Here is a 16,486-nt window from a genome sequence, read left to right as displayed (position 1 = left end):
AAATTTTTATATTTTTATGAGCTTATATTTTAAAATCGGTTTGTATCTGTATTGTGAAATTTAACGCTTATTGTTTTTTACAATAAAAACGAATTTTATTAAGTTTTCTAGGACTTGCTCTATTACAATTTATAATATAATGAAAACAATAAAAGAGTTAAAATAATTTACAAAATCCCTTTGGTTTTTATCGTTTTAAAGTTAAATTCCATATTGAAAAATAAAATTTGTTTGTTTTGACCTTATGATACTTAAATCATTTATTTTTTAAGTTTATATAATTTTATAACTTGTCTTTTTAATCAAAAGACAAGTTAATATTATCTAAAACTAAATTTTATTAATTTTGAAGTATTTATCTCTTAAGTCCATTGACTATCGCTAACATATCATCACTTGTAGTAATGGCTTTTGAGCCTGCTTCATAGGCTCTTTGTCCTGTGATTAAATCGGTCATTTCTTCTACAAGTTGCACATTGCTAAGTTCCACAAAGCCGTGTCTTATTTGCCCTAATCCATCTTGTCCGGCTATGCCTGCAACAGGAGCCCCACTCGCTCCGGTTTCTAAATAAAGATTATCGCCCATAGAATGAAGTCCAGCTGGATTGATAAATTGCACAAGCTCAATTTGCCCTATCTGTGTTTCTTCTTGTTCTCCTGCAAGCATAACCGAAACAGTTCCATCTGTGCCTACGCTTATATTTATTGCTCCTTCAGGCACGGTCATTTCAGGTAAGAGTCTGTATCCGTCTGAATTAACGATATTTCCTTCATTATCCTTAGTGAATAAACCATTTCTTGTATAAGCTGTTGTTCCATCAGGAAGCTGAATTTGGAAAAAACCATTTCCTGTAATTGCCATATCAAAGCTCTCTGTGCTTGTTGATTTAAAATTACCTGAAGTAAAAATTTTTGTTACAGCTGTTGGACGTGCACCTAAACCCACTTCTATCCCAGAAGGAGAAAGAGTGGTCGCCGAAGTAGAAGTTCCAGCATATTTCATGACTTGATACATCAAATCCGCAAATTCTGCACGATTTTTCTTATACCCGACTGTATTGACATTAGCAATATTGTGCGAGGTTACATCAATTTGTGTTTGCTGTGCTATCATTCCTGTAGCAGCAGTATGGAGCGATCTTATCATAATTTATCCTTTAATTTTTATCGAACACTTGCAAGTTTATTGATTGCTTCTTGGTTTAAATCATCCATATGAGCATTCATAACTTTTTGATACATTTCAACCATTCTGTTAGCTTCAATCAATCCTACCATTTCGGTTACGGGATTAACATTTGAGCCTTGAGAAAAACCTTGTCTGACTGAATTTGAATTCTCTAAATCTCTAATTCTTGTTAAATTGTCAATTTTATAGACATTATCTCCCTCTTTTTGCAAAGCCCTTATATCATCAACTTGTGCAATAAATAATCTCGCATTATCCACACCATCAACTGAAATAATGCCATTTTTATCTACATTGATTTGTAAAGCACCATTGTCGATTCTAATGCTTGCATTTTCGGGATTGTCAAAATAATTGCTATTTAAAACCTTGTAGCCTTGCTTATTGACTAAATAGCCCTCATCATCAAGCTGGAAATTTCCATCTTTAGTGAGTCTAAGCTCTCCATCTTTAGTTTGAACAAGGTAAAAAGTATCCTCTCTGACCATAGCCAAATCCAAAGGATTGCTCGTTGCTTTCATTGAACCTGCGGTAAAATCTGTGTATTCTTGACTTATTTGTGGAACTCTATCAATTGTAGTATTAACAAAACGCGAAGCATCTCTTGTGTGATTTTCTATAGGAAGCTCGTCTTGAGTTTCTTTAAAAATCCTTTTAAAATCTGCAATCACAACGTCATCTCTTTTGTATCCACTTGTATTGATATTTGCAAGATTGTTTGTGATAACATCAAGTTTGTTAAATTGAGTTACCATACCGCCGGTTGCTTGATAATACCCATTTTGCATTTTTCACCTGCTAAAATATAAAATTTACAAACTTTAAAGCAAAGAGTGTTCCAATTTTTTAAAATTTAATTTTCATAAGCCGATTATACAAAAATTAAGTAAATTTTGGATAAAATCAGCGACCGAGCTAAAAAAATAAAAGGAATTTGAATGAGTGCTAAAAATCCATACATAGAACTAGAAGAATTATTTAAAGAAAATGCTAAAGATTATCTCACTTATGAAAAATTAGTCAAATATTTTACCAAACAACCTAATTTAAGCAATGCAAAAAAAATAGAATCTTTAGCAAAAAAATACAAAGTTCAGCTTTTTTCTGCTGCTGAAATTGCACAAAAACAAAATATAGAAGATGCAAAGAGATTGCAAGAAGAAAAGCAAAAACTCCAAGATATAAGCTTAGAAAATGAATTTGATTTGGCAAATGAAAATGATTTGCTTGAATGGAGTCGTTCGGATTCTCCTGTGCGTATGTATTTAAGAGAGATGGGGCAAATTTCTTTGCTGAATAAAGATGAAGAGATAGAAATTTCCAAAAAAATTGAGTTAGGTGAAGATATTATTATCGATGCTTTTTGTTCTGTGCCTTATTTGATTGATTTTATTTTAGATTATAAAGAGCCTTTGCTTAATCGTGAAAGAAGGGTTAAGGAGCTTTTTAAAAGTTTTGATGATGAAGAAAAAAATGAAGAAAAACTCGATGATATAGATTTAGATGACGCCGATGAAAATGAAGATGATTTGTTAGATATGGAGCTTGAAGAAGATAATTTAAAAGCTAAAAAAAACAACAAAAAAGAAGATGAAAGAGCCTTAAAAGTCATTGAAAAATTTAAAGCCTTAGAAAAAGCAAAGAGAGATTGGCTTAAGGTTACAAAGGACAAAGAAAGTGGCAACGCTCTTTTAGATAAACTTAGCATAGCCTTTAAAAAAAATATACTTAAAGAAAAATTAATGGATCTTGGACCCACTTCTAAACTTATTTCAGAAATTGTAAAATCCATAGAAACAGCACTTAAAAGTGATGAGGAATTTGATAAAGAGCTTAAAAGACTTGAATATCGTTTGCCGATGTTTTCCGATGAGTTAAAAATGCGCCATGCTAACATCCTTAAAGATATCACAAAGCTTAGCAAAGAAGAAATTGCTGAAAAAGCATTAGAAACAACTATGGTTAGCACTTATATGGAGATTAAAAAACTCTTTCAAACAAAAGAAGCGAGTGAAAAAAGTTTTGATTTGGAAAAAAATCGCTTAAAAGAAATTTTAGAACAGATTAAAAGAGGTAAAAAAATTTCTGATGAAGCTAAGGCCAGAATGGCAAAATCAAATTTACGTCTTGTTGTAAGTATAGCCAAACGTTATACAAATCGCGGTTTGCCATTTTTAGACCTCATTCAAGAAGGAAATATAGGGCTCATGAAAGCTGTTGATAAATTTGAGTATAAGAGAGGTTATAAATTTTCAACCTATGCGACTTGGTGGATTCGTCAAGCAATTTCAAGAGCCATTGCAGACCAAGCAAGAACAATACGTATTCCGATTCATATGATAGAAACCATCAATCAAATCAATAAAATCATTAGAGAGCATTTGCAAAAAAATGGCAAAGAACCTGATGTGAATATCATCGCTAAAGAAGTGAATTTAACCATAGATAAAGTCAAACAGGTGATTAAGATTACAAAAGAACCTGTTTCTCTTGAAGCTCCTATAGGAAGTGAAGATGATGGTAAATTTGGAGATTTTGTAGAGGATAGAAATTCGCTTTCTCCTATGGAACACATCCTTAAAGACGATTTAAAAGAGCAGATTGACGAAGTTTTAGACCAGCTTAATGATAGAGAAAGAGCCGTGATTCGTATGCGTTTTGGATTGTTAGATGATGAGAGTGATAGAACCTTAGAAGAAATAGGTAAAGAACTCAATGTTACAAGGGAAAGAGTCAGACAAATTGAAAGTTCTGCGATAAAAAAACTCAAACACCCTAAGGTAGGAAGAAAGCTTAAAAATTATATCGAAGGTTGATTTTATCATCAACCTTGATTGATATTTTCTTGTGTATCATTGCCCATTTTTTCACTTTTTAAGGCTCTAATATGCTCGAAAAATATAAGTTTTCCGCTATGAGTTTTAAGTTGAGTGAAATCATTAATATCAAATTCCAAACAAAGCACAGAAGAAGTAGGAAAAGAATCTAAACATAAGGTGCTTAACAATTCACCGAGTTCTTTAAGTGCAGGATTATGCCCTACAATGAAAATTTCATTAAAAGCTCGACTCATATCCTTAATCAAATCATAAATTTGCTCTGCATTTGCTGTATAAAGTGAATTAATATAAGTAATTTTTCCTCGATTAAAATGATAAAATTTTGCAAGTTTTTTTGCTGTTTTTGCTGTGCGTTTGGCTGGAGAAGAAAAAATCATATCAGGATTGATTTCATAATTTTGCAATCTTAAAAAAAGTCTTTTTAAGTCTTCTTTGCCTGTATGATTGAGTTTTCTTTCAAAATCACTCTTAATTTCATCTTTTTCTGCTTTTGCATGTCTTATTAAATAAATTTTTTTCATATAACCCTCCTTAATTTTGCTAAAATATAACCACAAATAAAACCAAAAATATGGGCATACCAAGCTATATTGATACCCATAAATAAAGGAACAAAACTCATCAGCAAAATCGCTACAATCAATCCTTTTGTCGCACTTTTATCCCTATAGGCATAAAATCCCATTAAAACGCAAATCGCTCCACTTGCACCAACAATATTGATGTTTTGATTCAAAAAATCAAACGCAAAAAACACATAAAAAGCACTCAATAAAGAACAAAGCAAACCTCCTACAAAATAGAGCAAAGAAAATTTTAAAGCTCCTAAAAAATTTTCTAAAATTCTGCCAAATTGAAATAAAACCAGCATATTTAAAACCAAATGCGTTATATTCGCGTGCATAAACATAGAACTTAAAATTTGCCAAAAATATCCCGCTTTAAAAAATAAGATATTCAGCCCTAATATGATATAAATTTTATCATTTTGCACGAGAAAATAAACTAAAACATTAATAAAAATTAAAAAAAATGTAACCAAAATCAACCTTTTATAAAAAATTTTAAGATAATTGTCGTAAAATTCACATAAAATTCACATAAAAATGATTAAATAATTTTTAGAGATTATTTTTTTAATGGATAAGACTTTGAAATTTATATTTTTAACTTTGATTTTATTGTGTGTATTGTTTGCGGATTTTATCATTTCTCCCGAATCTTTGCCTCCTAATGCTAAAGAATTTTTGCAAAAGAATTTCAATGCTCAAATTGGAATTGTGCAAGTAGATAAAAATAATTACGAAGTGTATCTTAGTGATGGCACTGAACTTGAGTTTGATATGGACGGCTCTTGGAGAGAGATAGAGTCTAAATTTAATCCTCTAAATTTTAATATCCTGCCTCCGATTTTGGCTGATATTATCAAAAATAACTATCCCAATGCCACAATGCTAGAGATTAAAAAAAAGATTAATTATTATAAAATACAACTTAACAACGGCTTAAAAGTTATCATAGATTTTAATGGAACGATTTTACATCAAGAATTCGATGATTAAAATTTTATTACTTTCTTTCCCTCTTTTGCTTTTTGCACAACCCAAACAAGAACTCCCAATCATTTCTAAAGAAGCAAAAGAAATTTTTTCCATCAAAGAAAAGAATGTGCATTTTGATAACAAATCTTACAAACTCTTCATAGCACAAACAAAAAACAAGGCTAAATTCTACAAAATGCTTTTTGTTTTGGATGCAAATGTCCATTTTCCTATGGCTTTAAATCTTTATGCTAAGAATCATTTTAGTTTTGATTTGATGATAGTAGGTATAGCTCATAACACAAATTTAGCTTACGATACAGCACAAAGGACAAGGGATTACACACCCATTCAAAGAGAAGGAAAGGGCGGAGGAGCAAAAGAATTTTTAAATTTTTTACACAATGAAATTTTTTCTTTATTAAACGAGCAATACCCTATAAATGCATCATTTAAAGCCTTTTTTGGACATTCTTTTGGAGCTTTATTTGGCTTGTATGTGTTTTTTGAAAAACAAGATGATTTCAGCCATTATTTTATAGCCTCTCCAAGTTTATGGCGTGGTTTAGAGTATCATAAAATCAATTCTTGCAATTCTTATATATTCATAACAAAGGGTTCTTTAGAAAAAAAGACAGGAGTGAATTTAGATAAAGACATGGAAAAACTCTTAAACACATTAAAAAATTGCCCTTTTAAATTCACTCTTTTAAAAGATAAAACACACGGAGAAACCATAGAAGATTCTTTAAATCTTGCCCTTAAAATTCTCAATCAAGAATGAGTTATTTTTTTAAATCTTTACTTTATCATTTCAATCAACTTTGTCAATCTTTTCATTTAAAAAACAAATTCAAAAATTAATCTTTTAAGTCTTGTATTGATACATTAAAATATTGTAAAAATTATTTTTGTTTCTTACAAAATAAAAATAATAACCACATTTATTTTGCTTACCATTTAGGCAAAATAAGTGATAGGACTTGATTTTCTTTTGCTATACGTTTAAAAGATTTTAAAGATTGGTTTTAATGCAATATTTATTTTTGCATTCTTGTTTTTAATGCTTGTTAAAATTTAAATTTTGATTTTTTTGATAAGTTATGAAATTTTGTAATTTTAATTTTGCTAATAATGCTTAATTGTCCCTATAAAAGATTAATAATTTTAAAATTATACCCTATAAAATAATCCCACCTCCTAACAAATTTAAGAAATATTTTTATAAAAATTCATTGAGCTTTTTAAGCTAAAAAATTTATTCAAAGACATTTAAAAATTATGATTGATATTTTTGTTTCAATTTAAATTTTAAGACAATATTTAAATATATTTAATAAAAATTTTTTATTTTGAGTTAAATCGCTTTTTGTAAAACAATATTCATCTAAGATTTGATTTAAGTCTTTGTATTCGGGATTAAAACCTTGTTTTATTTTTTCTAAAGCAAAATTCACCTCATTTTGTGAGCAAATTGTAAATGATTCTTTTAATAATTCCAAAACACTTAAATTTTTACCAAAAATTAAAATAGGTTTTTTAAGCAAAACAGCTTCTAACAACACAGTGCCCGCTATAGTAGAAACAGCCTTTGAATTTTTAACAAGTTGCAAAGATGAAGTGTTTATATCAATGATTTTGACATTTGGAATTTGCTTAAGTTGCCAATAAAAACTTAAATCTCTATAATGGTTGATATTGCAAAGAAAACCTTTATTGTTTTCATAAATAAAAAATTGATCCGGATGCTCTTTAACATAAATCACATAATCTTTTGGAAGAGCATGAGATAACATTTTTATAATAAAAAGTTGAGAATTTAAAACAGCTCTTGGTATGATAGAAGCCTCTGGTTCCATATGCAAAGAATAATAAATGATTTTTTTATCCTCATTAAAATTTGGCTTTACGGATAAATAATCATATAATTTCTTAAGTTTCTTTATAAAACGAGCTTGTTTGGCGATTTCAAATTTTGGAACTCTTAAGAACTGATTTTTTCTGCATTCATAAAGATATTGAATTTTATGGGTTGAGAGTGAATGTATTAGGATTCTTGAGAGGGTTTTTATTTGTGTGTCAAAAAAGTATCGAAAAGGGGTTTTCATTCCTGCTTGATAATTTGCCTTATCCTTAGCAAGAGTTTTTATATAATCACTAATCCCCCCCCCATTTTCATATTCTTTTATCTCTTTAATGTTTAAAAAATTTTCTTTAACATCATTGTAAGAATTTAAAGTGTAGAGTGTGTCGTTTTTATTGCCAGAAATTAAATTTATGTTATAAATAGCTATCTTTTTACTTTTTGCAACATCAAGTGCAATGCTATCAAAAAGCCTACCATGTTCTATTTCTGTAGAAAATACCAGCTTTATATCATTTTTTTCAAAAAAATTAAGCCAAAAACCAAGGGCTACAAAATACCTATAACTCGCTAATCCTCTATTGATTTGATATCTATGAAAATAATGTTCCACCTTGAGTTGAGTGGCACGAAAAGATTCAATTTGTTCATAAGTTAAATTATAGTTATTATTATAAATTGATTCAAATTCATCATTTTTAAATACTGGAGGTAAAATAAAATCTATCTTATCTTGAAATTCTTTTTTAATTTCTTTAGAATGCGGTGTTACAAATAAAGAAATTTTTACTTCTGGTATTTTTAAAACTCCTTTGATAAATTCTTTAGTTTCTCTAAGCTCACTTGAGTGACCAAGACAGACTACATTCTTCATTTTTACCTTTTAATATCTCAATTTAATTTTAATGATAACCTTGGATTCTATCATATTTTTGCTTAAATTTGAAACAGCTCTTTAACATCTTCATAATCCAAACGTTCTTTTTCAAGTAAAATGTCTGCAAGTTTTAAAATTTTATCCTTCATAGGACTTAGAAATTCGTTTAATTCCTTCTTTTGTTCTTCTAAATTAAGCTCTTCTGCCATCCCAAAACTCAACATAAATTCAAGCAATTCTTTAATCTTAAGAAAATCACTTTGCGAATTTGTATAAGTCTCGTTGTAAATGAGTTTCATCGCACTTGAACCCGCTAAATAAACCTTGATTTTATTGACTAATTCTGATTTGGATTTGATATTGTGTTCATATTCTTTAAAACGATCTTCAATCAAAGTAATTTTTTCAAAACCTATATCAAAATAATAGGCACTCAAAGCCTTTGCTGCTTGATAAATAGCCTGAATTTTTTTCTCATTTTCATTAAAACTTAAAATTTTCTTTTTTCCTAAAAGCACCTTACTCAACACGGCGTAAAAATCATTCTCTTCAACCAAATTTGAATTCCTGCGCAAAGCATTGATGGCTGCTTCATTAACTAAAGTTTCAAGTCCTGCACCGCTAAAACCGACACTGACTTTAGCAATTTTACTTAAATTGACATTGTTTTTTTTGTTTTTCATGTAAATTTCTAAAATCTTAAATCTGTCTTTAAAATCCGGTAAAGATAAAAAAATGCGTCTGTCAAATCTACCCGACCTTAAAAGTGCAGAATCAATAAGCTCGATTTTATTTGTAGCAGCGATAACTATAACACCGCTATTATCCTCAAAGCCATCCATTTGGGTTAAAAGCTGATTGAGTGTGCTATCTCTTTCAACATTAGAAAGCTCACCTCTTGCTTTACCCACAGCATCAATTTCATCAATAAAAACAATGCTTGGAGCCATCATTTTAGCCTTTGAAAAAAGTTCTCTCACGCGTTTAGCTCCCATTCCTACATAAATTTCAACGAAACTCGAACCGCTTTGATAAAAAAATGGCACACCCGCTTCGCCTGCAACAGCCTTTGCAATCAAGGTCTTACCCACCCCGGGCGGTCCTATCATTAAAACACCTTTTGGCATTTTTACACCAAATTCTTTATATTTTTTGGGATTTTTTAAAAAATCAACAAGTTCGCTTAATTCTAACTTAACTTCATCAACACCTGCAACATCATTAAAATTAATATTTGAAATAACAGGTTTGATATTTGAGTACTCTAAATTCGAATTTTGCGGGGTAGGATTTTTAGAAATAGGAAATTTCTCAAGTTGTTTTTTGCGATTAAAATAAATCAAAGATAAAAATAAAGTCAGTAAAAATACCATTAAAATAAAGAAAATCCACAGACTATTATCACGTTTAATCTCAACAGGCACCTTAGTTAAAAGCTCCTTTAAATCCACGCCTTCCTTGATAATCGCATAATTTTCACCCGCAGCTTTGAGTAGAATTTTATCCTCTTCTATCACAGCTTTTTGTATGAGATTTTGCTTAAGTAAGCCTTCATATAAGTCTTTATCAATAAATTTTGGCTCATTTTTAAAATATAAAATTCCAAAAAGCAAACACAAAATCACAAAAGAGATGAGTATAATTTTTTTATTTTTCACTATGATTCCTTATAAAATGGCTTGATTAAATTTGTCTTTGACCTCATATTTATCAAGACTTATCCATTGTCTTGCAAGATTTTTTTGACTGATAATTTTAATCTTATTAAAAAATTGATCATAACCCTCATAAACCCCGTTTTTTAAATTTTCAACAAGAATTTCAAGTTTAACATTTTGCTTTTTTCTAAATTCATAATTATTTTTCTCCACAATGGCTTTTAAAATTTGAAGCCTTTCTTTTGCTAAAATAGGATTAACTTTTCGTTCAAGTGTCGCAGAATGCGTATTTTCTCTTGGACTAAAAACAAAGGCATGTAAATGAGTGAGTTTAAAATTCTTAAAATTTTCTAAAGCTTCATTCCAAAGCTCCTCTTCTTCGCCCGGATGCCCCACAATAAAATCAGTCCCCAAAGCAAAACCTTTATTTTCAAGGATATTAAAAAGTTCTAAATCTTTATCGGTGCGATTTTTACGACGCATAATACGGAGCATTTTTTCGCTTGTATGTTGCAAAGCAATGTGTAAATGCCTTTCAAGCCAATTTTCATCCAAAATTTCAAAAAAACTCTCATCGAGTTGAGAGGGCTCTAAACTCCCAAGTCTTATACGTTTAACCCCAGAAATCTGTCCCATTTTTTGCAGAAGTTTGCCTAAGCTTGTGCCTTCTTTTAAGCCATAACTTCCTATATTTGTGCCTGTTAAAACAAATTCACTGAAGCCATTTTGCACTAAAGTTTTGACTTGATTGAGTAAATTTTCTTCTTTGACACTTCTTGATTTTCCTCTCACACTAGGGATAATACAATAACTGCAGGCAAAATCACAGCCTTCTTGAATCTTCACAAAAGCCTTTGTGTGATTTTTATATTTTTCAACTCTATTTTCATCGATGAAATTTAAATTCCCTAATTCATAAAAACTTTTTTGCATTTTTAGAAAATCATTGATTTTATCTTTATGAGAACCTCCTAAAACTCCAAAAATTTTATTTTTATCTAAAAGCTCTTTGCCTCTACTTGCTACACCGCAACCTGTTAATATAATTTTAATCCCCTTTTTTTGCAGACTATTGATATAAGTTTTAACATCATAATCAGCTCCATTTGTTACCGTGCAAGAATTAATCACAACAATATGAGCTAAATTTTCATCATCAACAATCTCATAATCTTTCACATAAGATTTTAAAAGTTCAGTATCATAAATGTTCGTCCGACAACCAAAGGTTTTAAAAAAAATCCTTTCTTTCAAAACATTTCTCCTTCTTTAAAATTTGTAGGAGTGTTTTTTCCTAAATAAAGATTTTGACTAGGATATGCGATTTTTATATCTTCATGCTTATTAAATTCTTTGATAATTTCTTTACTTATAGCACTTCTTAAAGATAAAGCCGCGTAAGAATTTGTCATATACCACGCTGAAATTCTCATGCCCCAATTTTCAAAAAACATAAAAAATCGCGGTTCAACTTTAGGATTTTTAATGCTGTATTCATCTTGAAGTTTTAGCATAGTTTTTTTGGTTAATTCTGTGTAACCTTTAGCGTGTTGAATAACGATTTTTTCGACAATCTTTCCTGCTTTTTCAAGATTAGAATCAAAGGTTATAGTAATATCAATACCATCTAAGACCGTTTTCATTCCATGATGAGTATAATTTGCAATTAAATGAGTAAAAACATAATTATTTGGGATAAAAATAATGCGTCCGCTGCGACGATTTTTTATATAACTTTCCCAAGTAATGTCTTCATAAATTGTAATTCTAAGAAAAGAAATATCGATAATATCTCCGACATAGGTTAAATCATTTTGTATGACTTTAATCCTATCTCCAACGCGAAAACTCCCGCCAAATACAATCACACACCAACCAAGCATAGACATAAACATATCTTTCATTGCGATAGCCAAACCTGCAGAAGCAAAACCTAAGATTGTAACCAAATAAGTGATGTTTTCAATATAAGCAAAAAGTAAAATTAAAAAAATCAGATTGATATTAATGAAATTAATAATCTTCGTTGCAGTATAATAACGCTCATTATCTTTAATATATTTTCTTGCTATAAATTTAAGTAAAAAAGAAACAACAATCACAAAAATGATAGTGATGAGTATATTAGCAGCTCTTATACTTTGCACTTTAATTTCGACATTGACTCGAGTGATTTCCTCATCGACCTTTTTTTCATAGACCGAAAAGGATACAGAAGCAAATTGCAAAGCTTGCTCAAATTCATCAAGCTTTTTATCTGAAAGCTTTAAAGCTTCTGTATTATTTTTATTAGGTTCAAGGGTAACAAGCTCTTTAAGCATAGAATTTTTTTCACGGATTTTTTCAACTAAATTTTTAAAATCATTGTATTTAAAAACATATTCTTCTTTTTCATTTGTTAATTTTTTAATGTGAGAAAAACCCTCAATAATCGCCAAAGGATTTGTAAGTTTTGGCAAAATTTCTATGGTTTCAGGAGCACTAAGACTTTGGATGAAATTAATATCCTTATAATCTTTTAAGAGATTAAGTTGTTCTTGTAAGGTTGCAATTTTTCTCGTAATTTCTTCTTTTTGATTTGGACTTAAATTCTTTTTAAGCTCTAAATTAAGTAAAATGAGTTCATCATTTATATGTTCGTATTTAATAAAATTGTCATAACGCACATTCCAAACACTTGCATTGATAATTGTGTCAAGATTTTCAATTGTTTGTCTTATTTGTGCTATATCATTACTCGCAAAAGCATAAATATAAAATGAAATCAAAAATAAAATTTTCTTCATTGAAATTGTCCTAAACTTTTTAAAATCATATCTTTGCTTATATCGTTTTTGATAATGCCTTGACCAAGCTTATGCGGTAAAATAAAATTAATCTTTTGATGATGTGTTTTTTTATCCAAAAAGAAAGCCTCGTAAAATTCATTTAAATTTTTGATTTTATAAGTTGTAGGAAGTTTAAATTTTTTTAAAATATTTTCCACCCTTTTGCATTCTTTTTCATCGATAAGCCCTAAATTTAAAGCCAAAGAATTTGCCATATTCATTCCAATCGCCACAGCCTCTCCGTGTAAATAAATTTTATATTTGGTTTGATTTTCTATGATATGAGCAAAGGTGTGTCCGTAATTTAAAAGCATTCTAAGTCCTGCTTCTTTTTCATCATTTTCAACAACTCTTGCTTTTAATGCGACACTTTTTGAGATGATTTGAGTGAAAATTTCATCTTTGCAATTTGCATTTAAAAAGGTTGTTTCATCAATATTTTCAATAAAATCAAGCAAATTTTCATCAAACATTATAGCCATTTTGATAAATTCAGCCAAACCCGCCTTTAACTCCCTTTCATTTAAAGTTCTTAAAAATTCACTTTGACAATACACAGCCTTAGGTTGATAAAATGAGCCGATGAGATTTTTACCAAAATGATTATTCACTCCTGTTTTTCCACCCACAGCAGCATCAACACAGGCTAAAAGAGTCGTAGGAATATTAATAAAATCAATGCCTCTTTGATAAATGCTTGCCGCAAATCCTCCCATATCCGAAATCACTCCGCCTCCAAAACTGATAAGCAAACTTTTTCTATCAAGTTTGGAATTAAACATTTGGTTTAAAATTTCCTCAATGCTTGCTAAATTTTTATACTCTTCTCCATCCTTGACGCTGATGATGAAAAGCTCCTCGCATTTTATCCTTTTAAGCAAAGAATTAAGGTGTAAGCCTAAAATTTTTGGATTGCTAAGAAGGGCTACCTTAGTGTTTAATTCTAAAAAATAAGGCTCATCGACAAAGACTTTGTAAGGATTATCTTTTAAATTCACTTGTATCTGCATTTTTTCTTCTTTATAAAAAGTTATTTTATCAATATTTTAACTCATTGGTATAAAAAGTTGGTAATTTTTTTTCATTTTATGATAATGTCTGTTTAAATTTACGCTCAAACTTCTGCTTAATATCCCATTTAAAAGCTCTTGATTAAAACTTATGAATTGAAGTAAATCTTCTCTGTATTGTAAATTTAATATAGGATTATGATCGTTTTTATCAATGATTTGAATATTTTTATCATAAAGTTTTGACAAACTCTCAAAATATTCTTGCATATCCGCTGTGTTTTTAGAATGAGGATTATAATGATACAGAGTAACATTGAATTGAAGCTGCTTACTTAAATCAACAATAACATTAGCTTGATTCTCAAGCTCACTTTCATCATCACTTAAAATCACAGATTCTTTTAAATCTTTAAAATCAATCTCTCCGATTTTTAAAATAGGAATCTTAAGTTCAAAAAAATTCTTTTTCTCTCTCTCAAAATGTTTAGTATCGGTTATAAACAAACCTATATCGTTGTTTTCTAAAAAGGATTGAAAATTTTTAAAATTTGTATTGAAAAAATCAAAAAATATATTTTCATTTTCATACGATAAATTTTTAAGTTTTGTATAAATTTGATTCAATTGAGGATTAATGATTCTAATAAAAAATTTCTTAGCATTAGTCCTTTGCACCAAAGTTAAACTCGTTTCTATAAGATTATTTTGCACCTTTTCACTCATATTTTTCATATCGATTAAGGTGAAAATATTGCTTCCAAAAGGCACAGGAAATTGTCCAACACTTGCTTTGATATTATGAAAAACACTTCTAAGAACAACAGGATCGCCGACAATTAAAATGCTATCATTAGGCTGTAAAATAAAAGAAGGTTTAGCAAAATTGATTTTTGAATTTCTATAGATTAAAACAATACGCCATCTTTTTTGATGGATAGAACTAATATGTCTGTAAGCAAAAATCGAACCTATAGGAATTTTAACCTCCATCACCTCGCCCACTCCAAGCCCTATGTATTGTGCGGTAAGAGCGATATTAGGCAAAAAACTTAAAAATCTGTGGCTTAAGGTTGCTCTTGCATCAATAAGATTGCAAAGCTCATCATTGATGCTAAGTCCCCAAAAATCCATAATATTAATTTCTAATTTTGTATCTAAGGAACGTAAAGCCTCATAAGTTTTTTGCGTTTGAAATTTATCTTGCAAATAAATAAAAACTTGTTTATAAGCCTTTTGCATAAGCAATTCAAGTCTTGCAACACTTGTAGAGTCAAATTTATGGAATTCTAAATACTCATTTTTGATATGAAGTTTTATATCTTCATCATCTTGATAAACTATGGTAAAAAAATATTCTAAATCCCTCTCCAAACAAAGCCTTTCTAAGAAATGCTTTGATAAAATACCGCCGATTATGATTAAAATATTATTCATCATTTTACTCCAAATTTTAAGGAATTATACCAAAATGGATTTTAAAATAAAACATAGAGATCAAAATGCAAGAGTTTGCGAGATAAAAACTGCCCACAGCAGTTTTTTAACCCCAATTTTTATGCCCGTTGGAACTTTAGGGGCTGTTAAAAGCCTTGATGCAAATGATTTGATGGATGAACTTAACGCTCAAATCATACTTGCAAATACTTATCATTTGTATTTAAGACCTACGTGTGCAGTGATTAAGAATTTTGGTGGTTTGCATAAATTTAGCGGTTTTAAAAGAAGTTTTTTGACTGATAGCGGTGGTTTTCAAGCCTTTTCTTTGAGTCAAAATTCAAAGCAAAATGAAAATGGAATTGAATTTAAAAGCCATATTGATGGGAGTTTGCATTTTTTTACTCCTCAAAGTGTGCTGGATGCTCAATATGATTTTAAAAGCGATATTATGATGATACTTGATGATTTAATCGCCTTACCTGCTGATAAAAAAAGAATAGAGCTTTCTGTTAAACGGACTATAAAATGGGCAAAAGAAGCTATAAGTTATCATTTAGAAAACAAAAATAATGGCATAGGAATTAATCAAAATATTTTTGGAATCATACAAGGGGGGACGGATTTTCATTATAGAAAACATTGTGCTTTGGCTTTAAATGAAATGGAATTTGATGGTTTGGCTATAGGAGGGCTTAGCGTTGGAGAGGAAAATGCTTTAATGTATGAAACCATAGAAAATTTAATGCCTTTTATGGATGAAAATCGTCCGCGTTATCTTATGGGAGTTGGAACTCCTGAAGATTTGGTTGAAGCTGTGAGTCGTGGTGTAGATATGTTTGATTGTGTTATGCCAACTAGAAATGCAAGAAATGGAACTTTTTTTACAAATTTTGGAAAATTTAATATTAAAAAAGCTGAATTCATCAACGATAATGAGAGTATAGATAAAACTTGTTCTTGTTATACTTGTAAAAATTTTTCAAGAGGGTATCTTCATCATCTTTTTAGAGCAAAAGAACTCACCTTTTTTCGTCTGGCAAGTTTGCATAATCTGCATTTTTACCTCTCTCTTACAAAACAAATGCAAGAAGCTATAAAGAATAATCGCTTTGATGCGTTTAAAAAAGAATTTTATAGGCAAAGAATTTCTTAAAATTTATCCTTTGTTTTGATTGCGTATTTTGGGATTGTAAAAAAGGAGGAGCCTAGTGTAAGAATTAAATAAGATGAAAATCAAGT

General features: G+C 29.6%; 14 protein-coding genes. 4 read left to right on the top strand and 10 right to left on the bottom strand.

From position 1 onward, the window contains the following. Positions 1-355 precede the first annotated feature (355 nt). Both flgG and CCUN_RS04765 read right to left on the bottom strand, forming a co-directional pair. Positions 356-1,147, bottom strand: a complete 792-nt coding sequence (gene flgG, locus CCUN_RS04770) for a flagellar basal-body rod protein FlgG (protein WP_027306408.1) — start codon at positions 1,145-1,147, stop codon at positions 356-358. A 17-nt stretch (positions 1,148-1,164) separates the two neighbouring features. Beyond that, positions 1,165-1,977, bottom strand: coding sequence for a flagellar hook-basal body protein (locus tag CCUN_RS04765; protein WP_027306409.1), 813 nt, complete (start codon positions 1,975-1,977; stop codon positions 1,165-1,167). Positions 1,978-2,127: 150 nt separating this feature from the next. Between CCUN_RS04765 and rpoD the strand changes: the two genes are divergently transcribed. Beyond that, complete coding sequence (rpoD, locus tag CCUN_RS04760) at positions 2,128-4,005, top strand: RNA polymerase sigma factor RpoD (protein WP_027306410.1); 1,878 nt, start codon at positions 2,128-2,130, stop codon at positions 4,003-4,005. Between the two features lie 8 nt (positions 4,006-4,013). On the opposite strand, the gene CCUN_RS04755 is transcribed toward rpoD, so the two are convergent. Together CCUN_RS04755 and CCUN_RS04750 are read right to left on the bottom strand one after the other, a co-directional pair. Further along, the gene (locus CCUN_RS04755) at positions 4,014-4,550 is read right to left on the bottom strand and encodes a SixA phosphatase family protein (protein WP_027306411.1); all 537 of its coding nucleotides are present in this window, start codon (positions 4,548-4,550) and stop codon (positions 4,014-4,016) included. Then, a complete protein-coding gene (locus tag CCUN_RS04750; protein ID WP_027306412.1) occupies positions 4,547-5,071 on the bottom strand; it encodes a rhomboid family intramembrane serine protease in 525 nt (174 codons plus the stop codon). Before CCUN_RS04750 ends, CCUN_RS04755 begins: the two co-directional genes overlap by 4 nt. A gap of 97 nt (positions 5,072-5,168) precedes the next feature. Between CCUN_RS04750 and CCUN_RS04745 the strand changes: the two genes are divergently transcribed. Further along, positions 5,169-5,591 (top strand): PepSY-like domain-containing protein, encoded by a 423-nt coding sequence (locus CCUN_RS04745; RefSeq protein ID WP_035176003.1) that lies wholly within the window; start codon positions 5,169-5,171, stop codon positions 5,589-5,591. Beyond that, on the top strand, positions 5,584-6,354 hold the full coding sequence (locus tag CCUN_RS04740; protein WP_027306414.1) for an alpha/beta hydrolase: 771 nt from the start codon (positions 5,584-5,586) through the stop codon (positions 6,352-6,354). The genes CCUN_RS04745 and CCUN_RS04740 overlap by 8 nt, the downstream gene beginning before the upstream one ends. A gap of 520 nt (positions 6,355-6,874) precedes the next feature. Here CCUN_RS04740 and CCUN_RS04735 read toward each other — a convergent pair. The 6 genes from CCUN_RS04735 to CCUN_RS04710 form a co-directional block, all read right to left on the bottom strand. Beyond that, on the bottom strand, positions 6,875-8,308 hold the full coding sequence (locus tag CCUN_RS04735; RefSeq protein WP_085296640.1) for a capsular polysaccharide export protein, LipB/KpsS family: 1,434 nt from the start codon (positions 8,306-8,308) through the stop codon (positions 6,875-6,877). Positions 8,309-8,370: 62 nt separating this feature from the next. Then, positions 8,371-9,969: an AAA family ATPase gene (locus CCUN_RS04730; RefSeq protein ID WP_027306415.1), complete on the bottom strand. Its 1,599-nt coding sequence runs from the start codon at positions 9,967-9,969 to the stop codon at positions 8,371-8,373. Between the two features lie 9 nt (positions 9,970-9,978). Then, on the bottom strand, positions 9,979-11,223 hold the full coding sequence (gene mtaB, locus CCUN_RS04725) for a tRNA (N(6)-L-threonylcarbamoyladenosine(37)-C(2))-methylthiotransferase MtaB (protein ID WP_027306416.1): 1,245 nt from the start codon (positions 11,221-11,223) through the stop codon (positions 9,979-9,981). Next, the gene (locus tag CCUN_RS04720; protein ID WP_027306417.1) at positions 11,220-12,755 is read right to left on the bottom strand and encodes a mechanosensitive ion channel family protein; all 1,536 of its coding nucleotides are present in this window, start codon (positions 12,753-12,755) and stop codon (positions 11,220-11,222) included. The genes mtaB and CCUN_RS04720 overlap by 4 nt, the downstream gene beginning before the upstream one ends. Beyond that, on the bottom strand, positions 12,752-13,807 hold the full coding sequence (aroB, locus tag CCUN_RS04715) for a 3-dehydroquinate synthase (RefSeq protein WP_027306418.1): 1,056 nt from the start codon (positions 13,805-13,807) through the stop codon (positions 12,752-12,754). The genes CCUN_RS04720 and aroB overlap by 4 nt, the downstream gene beginning before the upstream one ends. A 36-nt stretch (positions 13,808-13,843) precedes the next feature. Then, the gene (locus tag CCUN_RS04710; protein WP_027306419.1) at positions 13,844-15,244 is read right to left on the bottom strand and encodes a COG3400 family protein; all 1,401 of its coding nucleotides are present in this window, start codon (positions 15,242-15,244) and stop codon (positions 13,844-13,846) included. 34 nt (positions 15,245-15,278) lie between these two features. On the opposite strand from CCUN_RS04710, the gene tgt reads away from it, so the two are divergent. Continuing rightward, a complete protein-coding gene (tgt, locus tag CCUN_RS04705; protein WP_027306420.1) occupies positions 15,279-16,400 on the top strand; it encodes a tRNA guanosine(34) transglycosylase Tgt in 1,122 nt (373 codons plus the stop codon). Positions 16,401-16,486: the final 86 nt, after the last annotated feature.

This window comes from Campylobacter cuniculorum DSM 23162 = LMG 24588 (assembly GCF_002104335.1).
Classification (GTDB): Bacteria; Campylobacterota; Campylobacteria; order Campylobacterales; family Campylobacteraceae; genus Campylobacter_D; species Campylobacter_D cuniculorum.
This window is presented reverse-complemented; position numbering and strand designations above follow the sequence as displayed.

Coding starts and splice junctions, on each gene's coding strand:
- flgG (WP_027306408.1), bottom strand. CDS start 1,147: ATGATAAGATCGCTCCATACTGCTGCTACAGGAATGATAGCACAGCAA.
- CCUN_RS04765 (WP_027306409.1), bottom strand. CDS start 1,977: ATGCAAAATGGGTATTATCAAGCAACCGGCGGTATGGTAACTCAATTT.
- rpoD (WP_027306410.1), top strand. CDS start 2,128: ATGAGTGCTAAAAATCCATACATAGAACTAGAAGAATTATTTAAAGAA.
- CCUN_RS04755 (WP_027306411.1), bottom strand. CDS start 4,550: ATGAAAAAAATTTATTTAATAAGACATGCAAAAGCAGAAAAAGATGAA.
- CCUN_RS04745 (WP_035176003.1), top strand. CDS start 5,169: ATGGATAAGACTTTGAAATTTATATTTTTAACTTTGATTTTATTGTGT.
- CCUN_RS04740 (WP_027306414.1), top strand. CDS start 5,584: ATGATTAAAATTTTATTACTTTCTTTCCCTCTTTTGCTTTTTGCACAA.
- CCUN_RS04735 (WP_085296640.1), bottom strand. CDS start 8,308: ATGAAGAATGTAGTCTGTCTTGGTCACTCAAGTGAGCTTAGAGAAACT.
- CCUN_RS04720 (WP_027306417.1), bottom strand. CDS start 12,755: ATGAAGAAAATTTTATTTTTGATTTCATTTTATATTTATGCTTTTGCG.
- aroB (WP_027306418.1), bottom strand. CDS start 13,807: ATGCAGATACAAGTGAATTTAAAAGATAATCCTTACAAAGTCTTTGTC.
- CCUN_RS04710 (WP_027306419.1), bottom strand. CDS start 15,244: ATGAATAATATTTTAATCATAATCGGCGGTATTTTATCAAAGCATTTC.
- tgt (WP_027306420.1), top strand. CDS start 15,279: ATGGATTTTAAAATAAAACATAGAGATCAAAATGCAAGAGTTTGCGAG.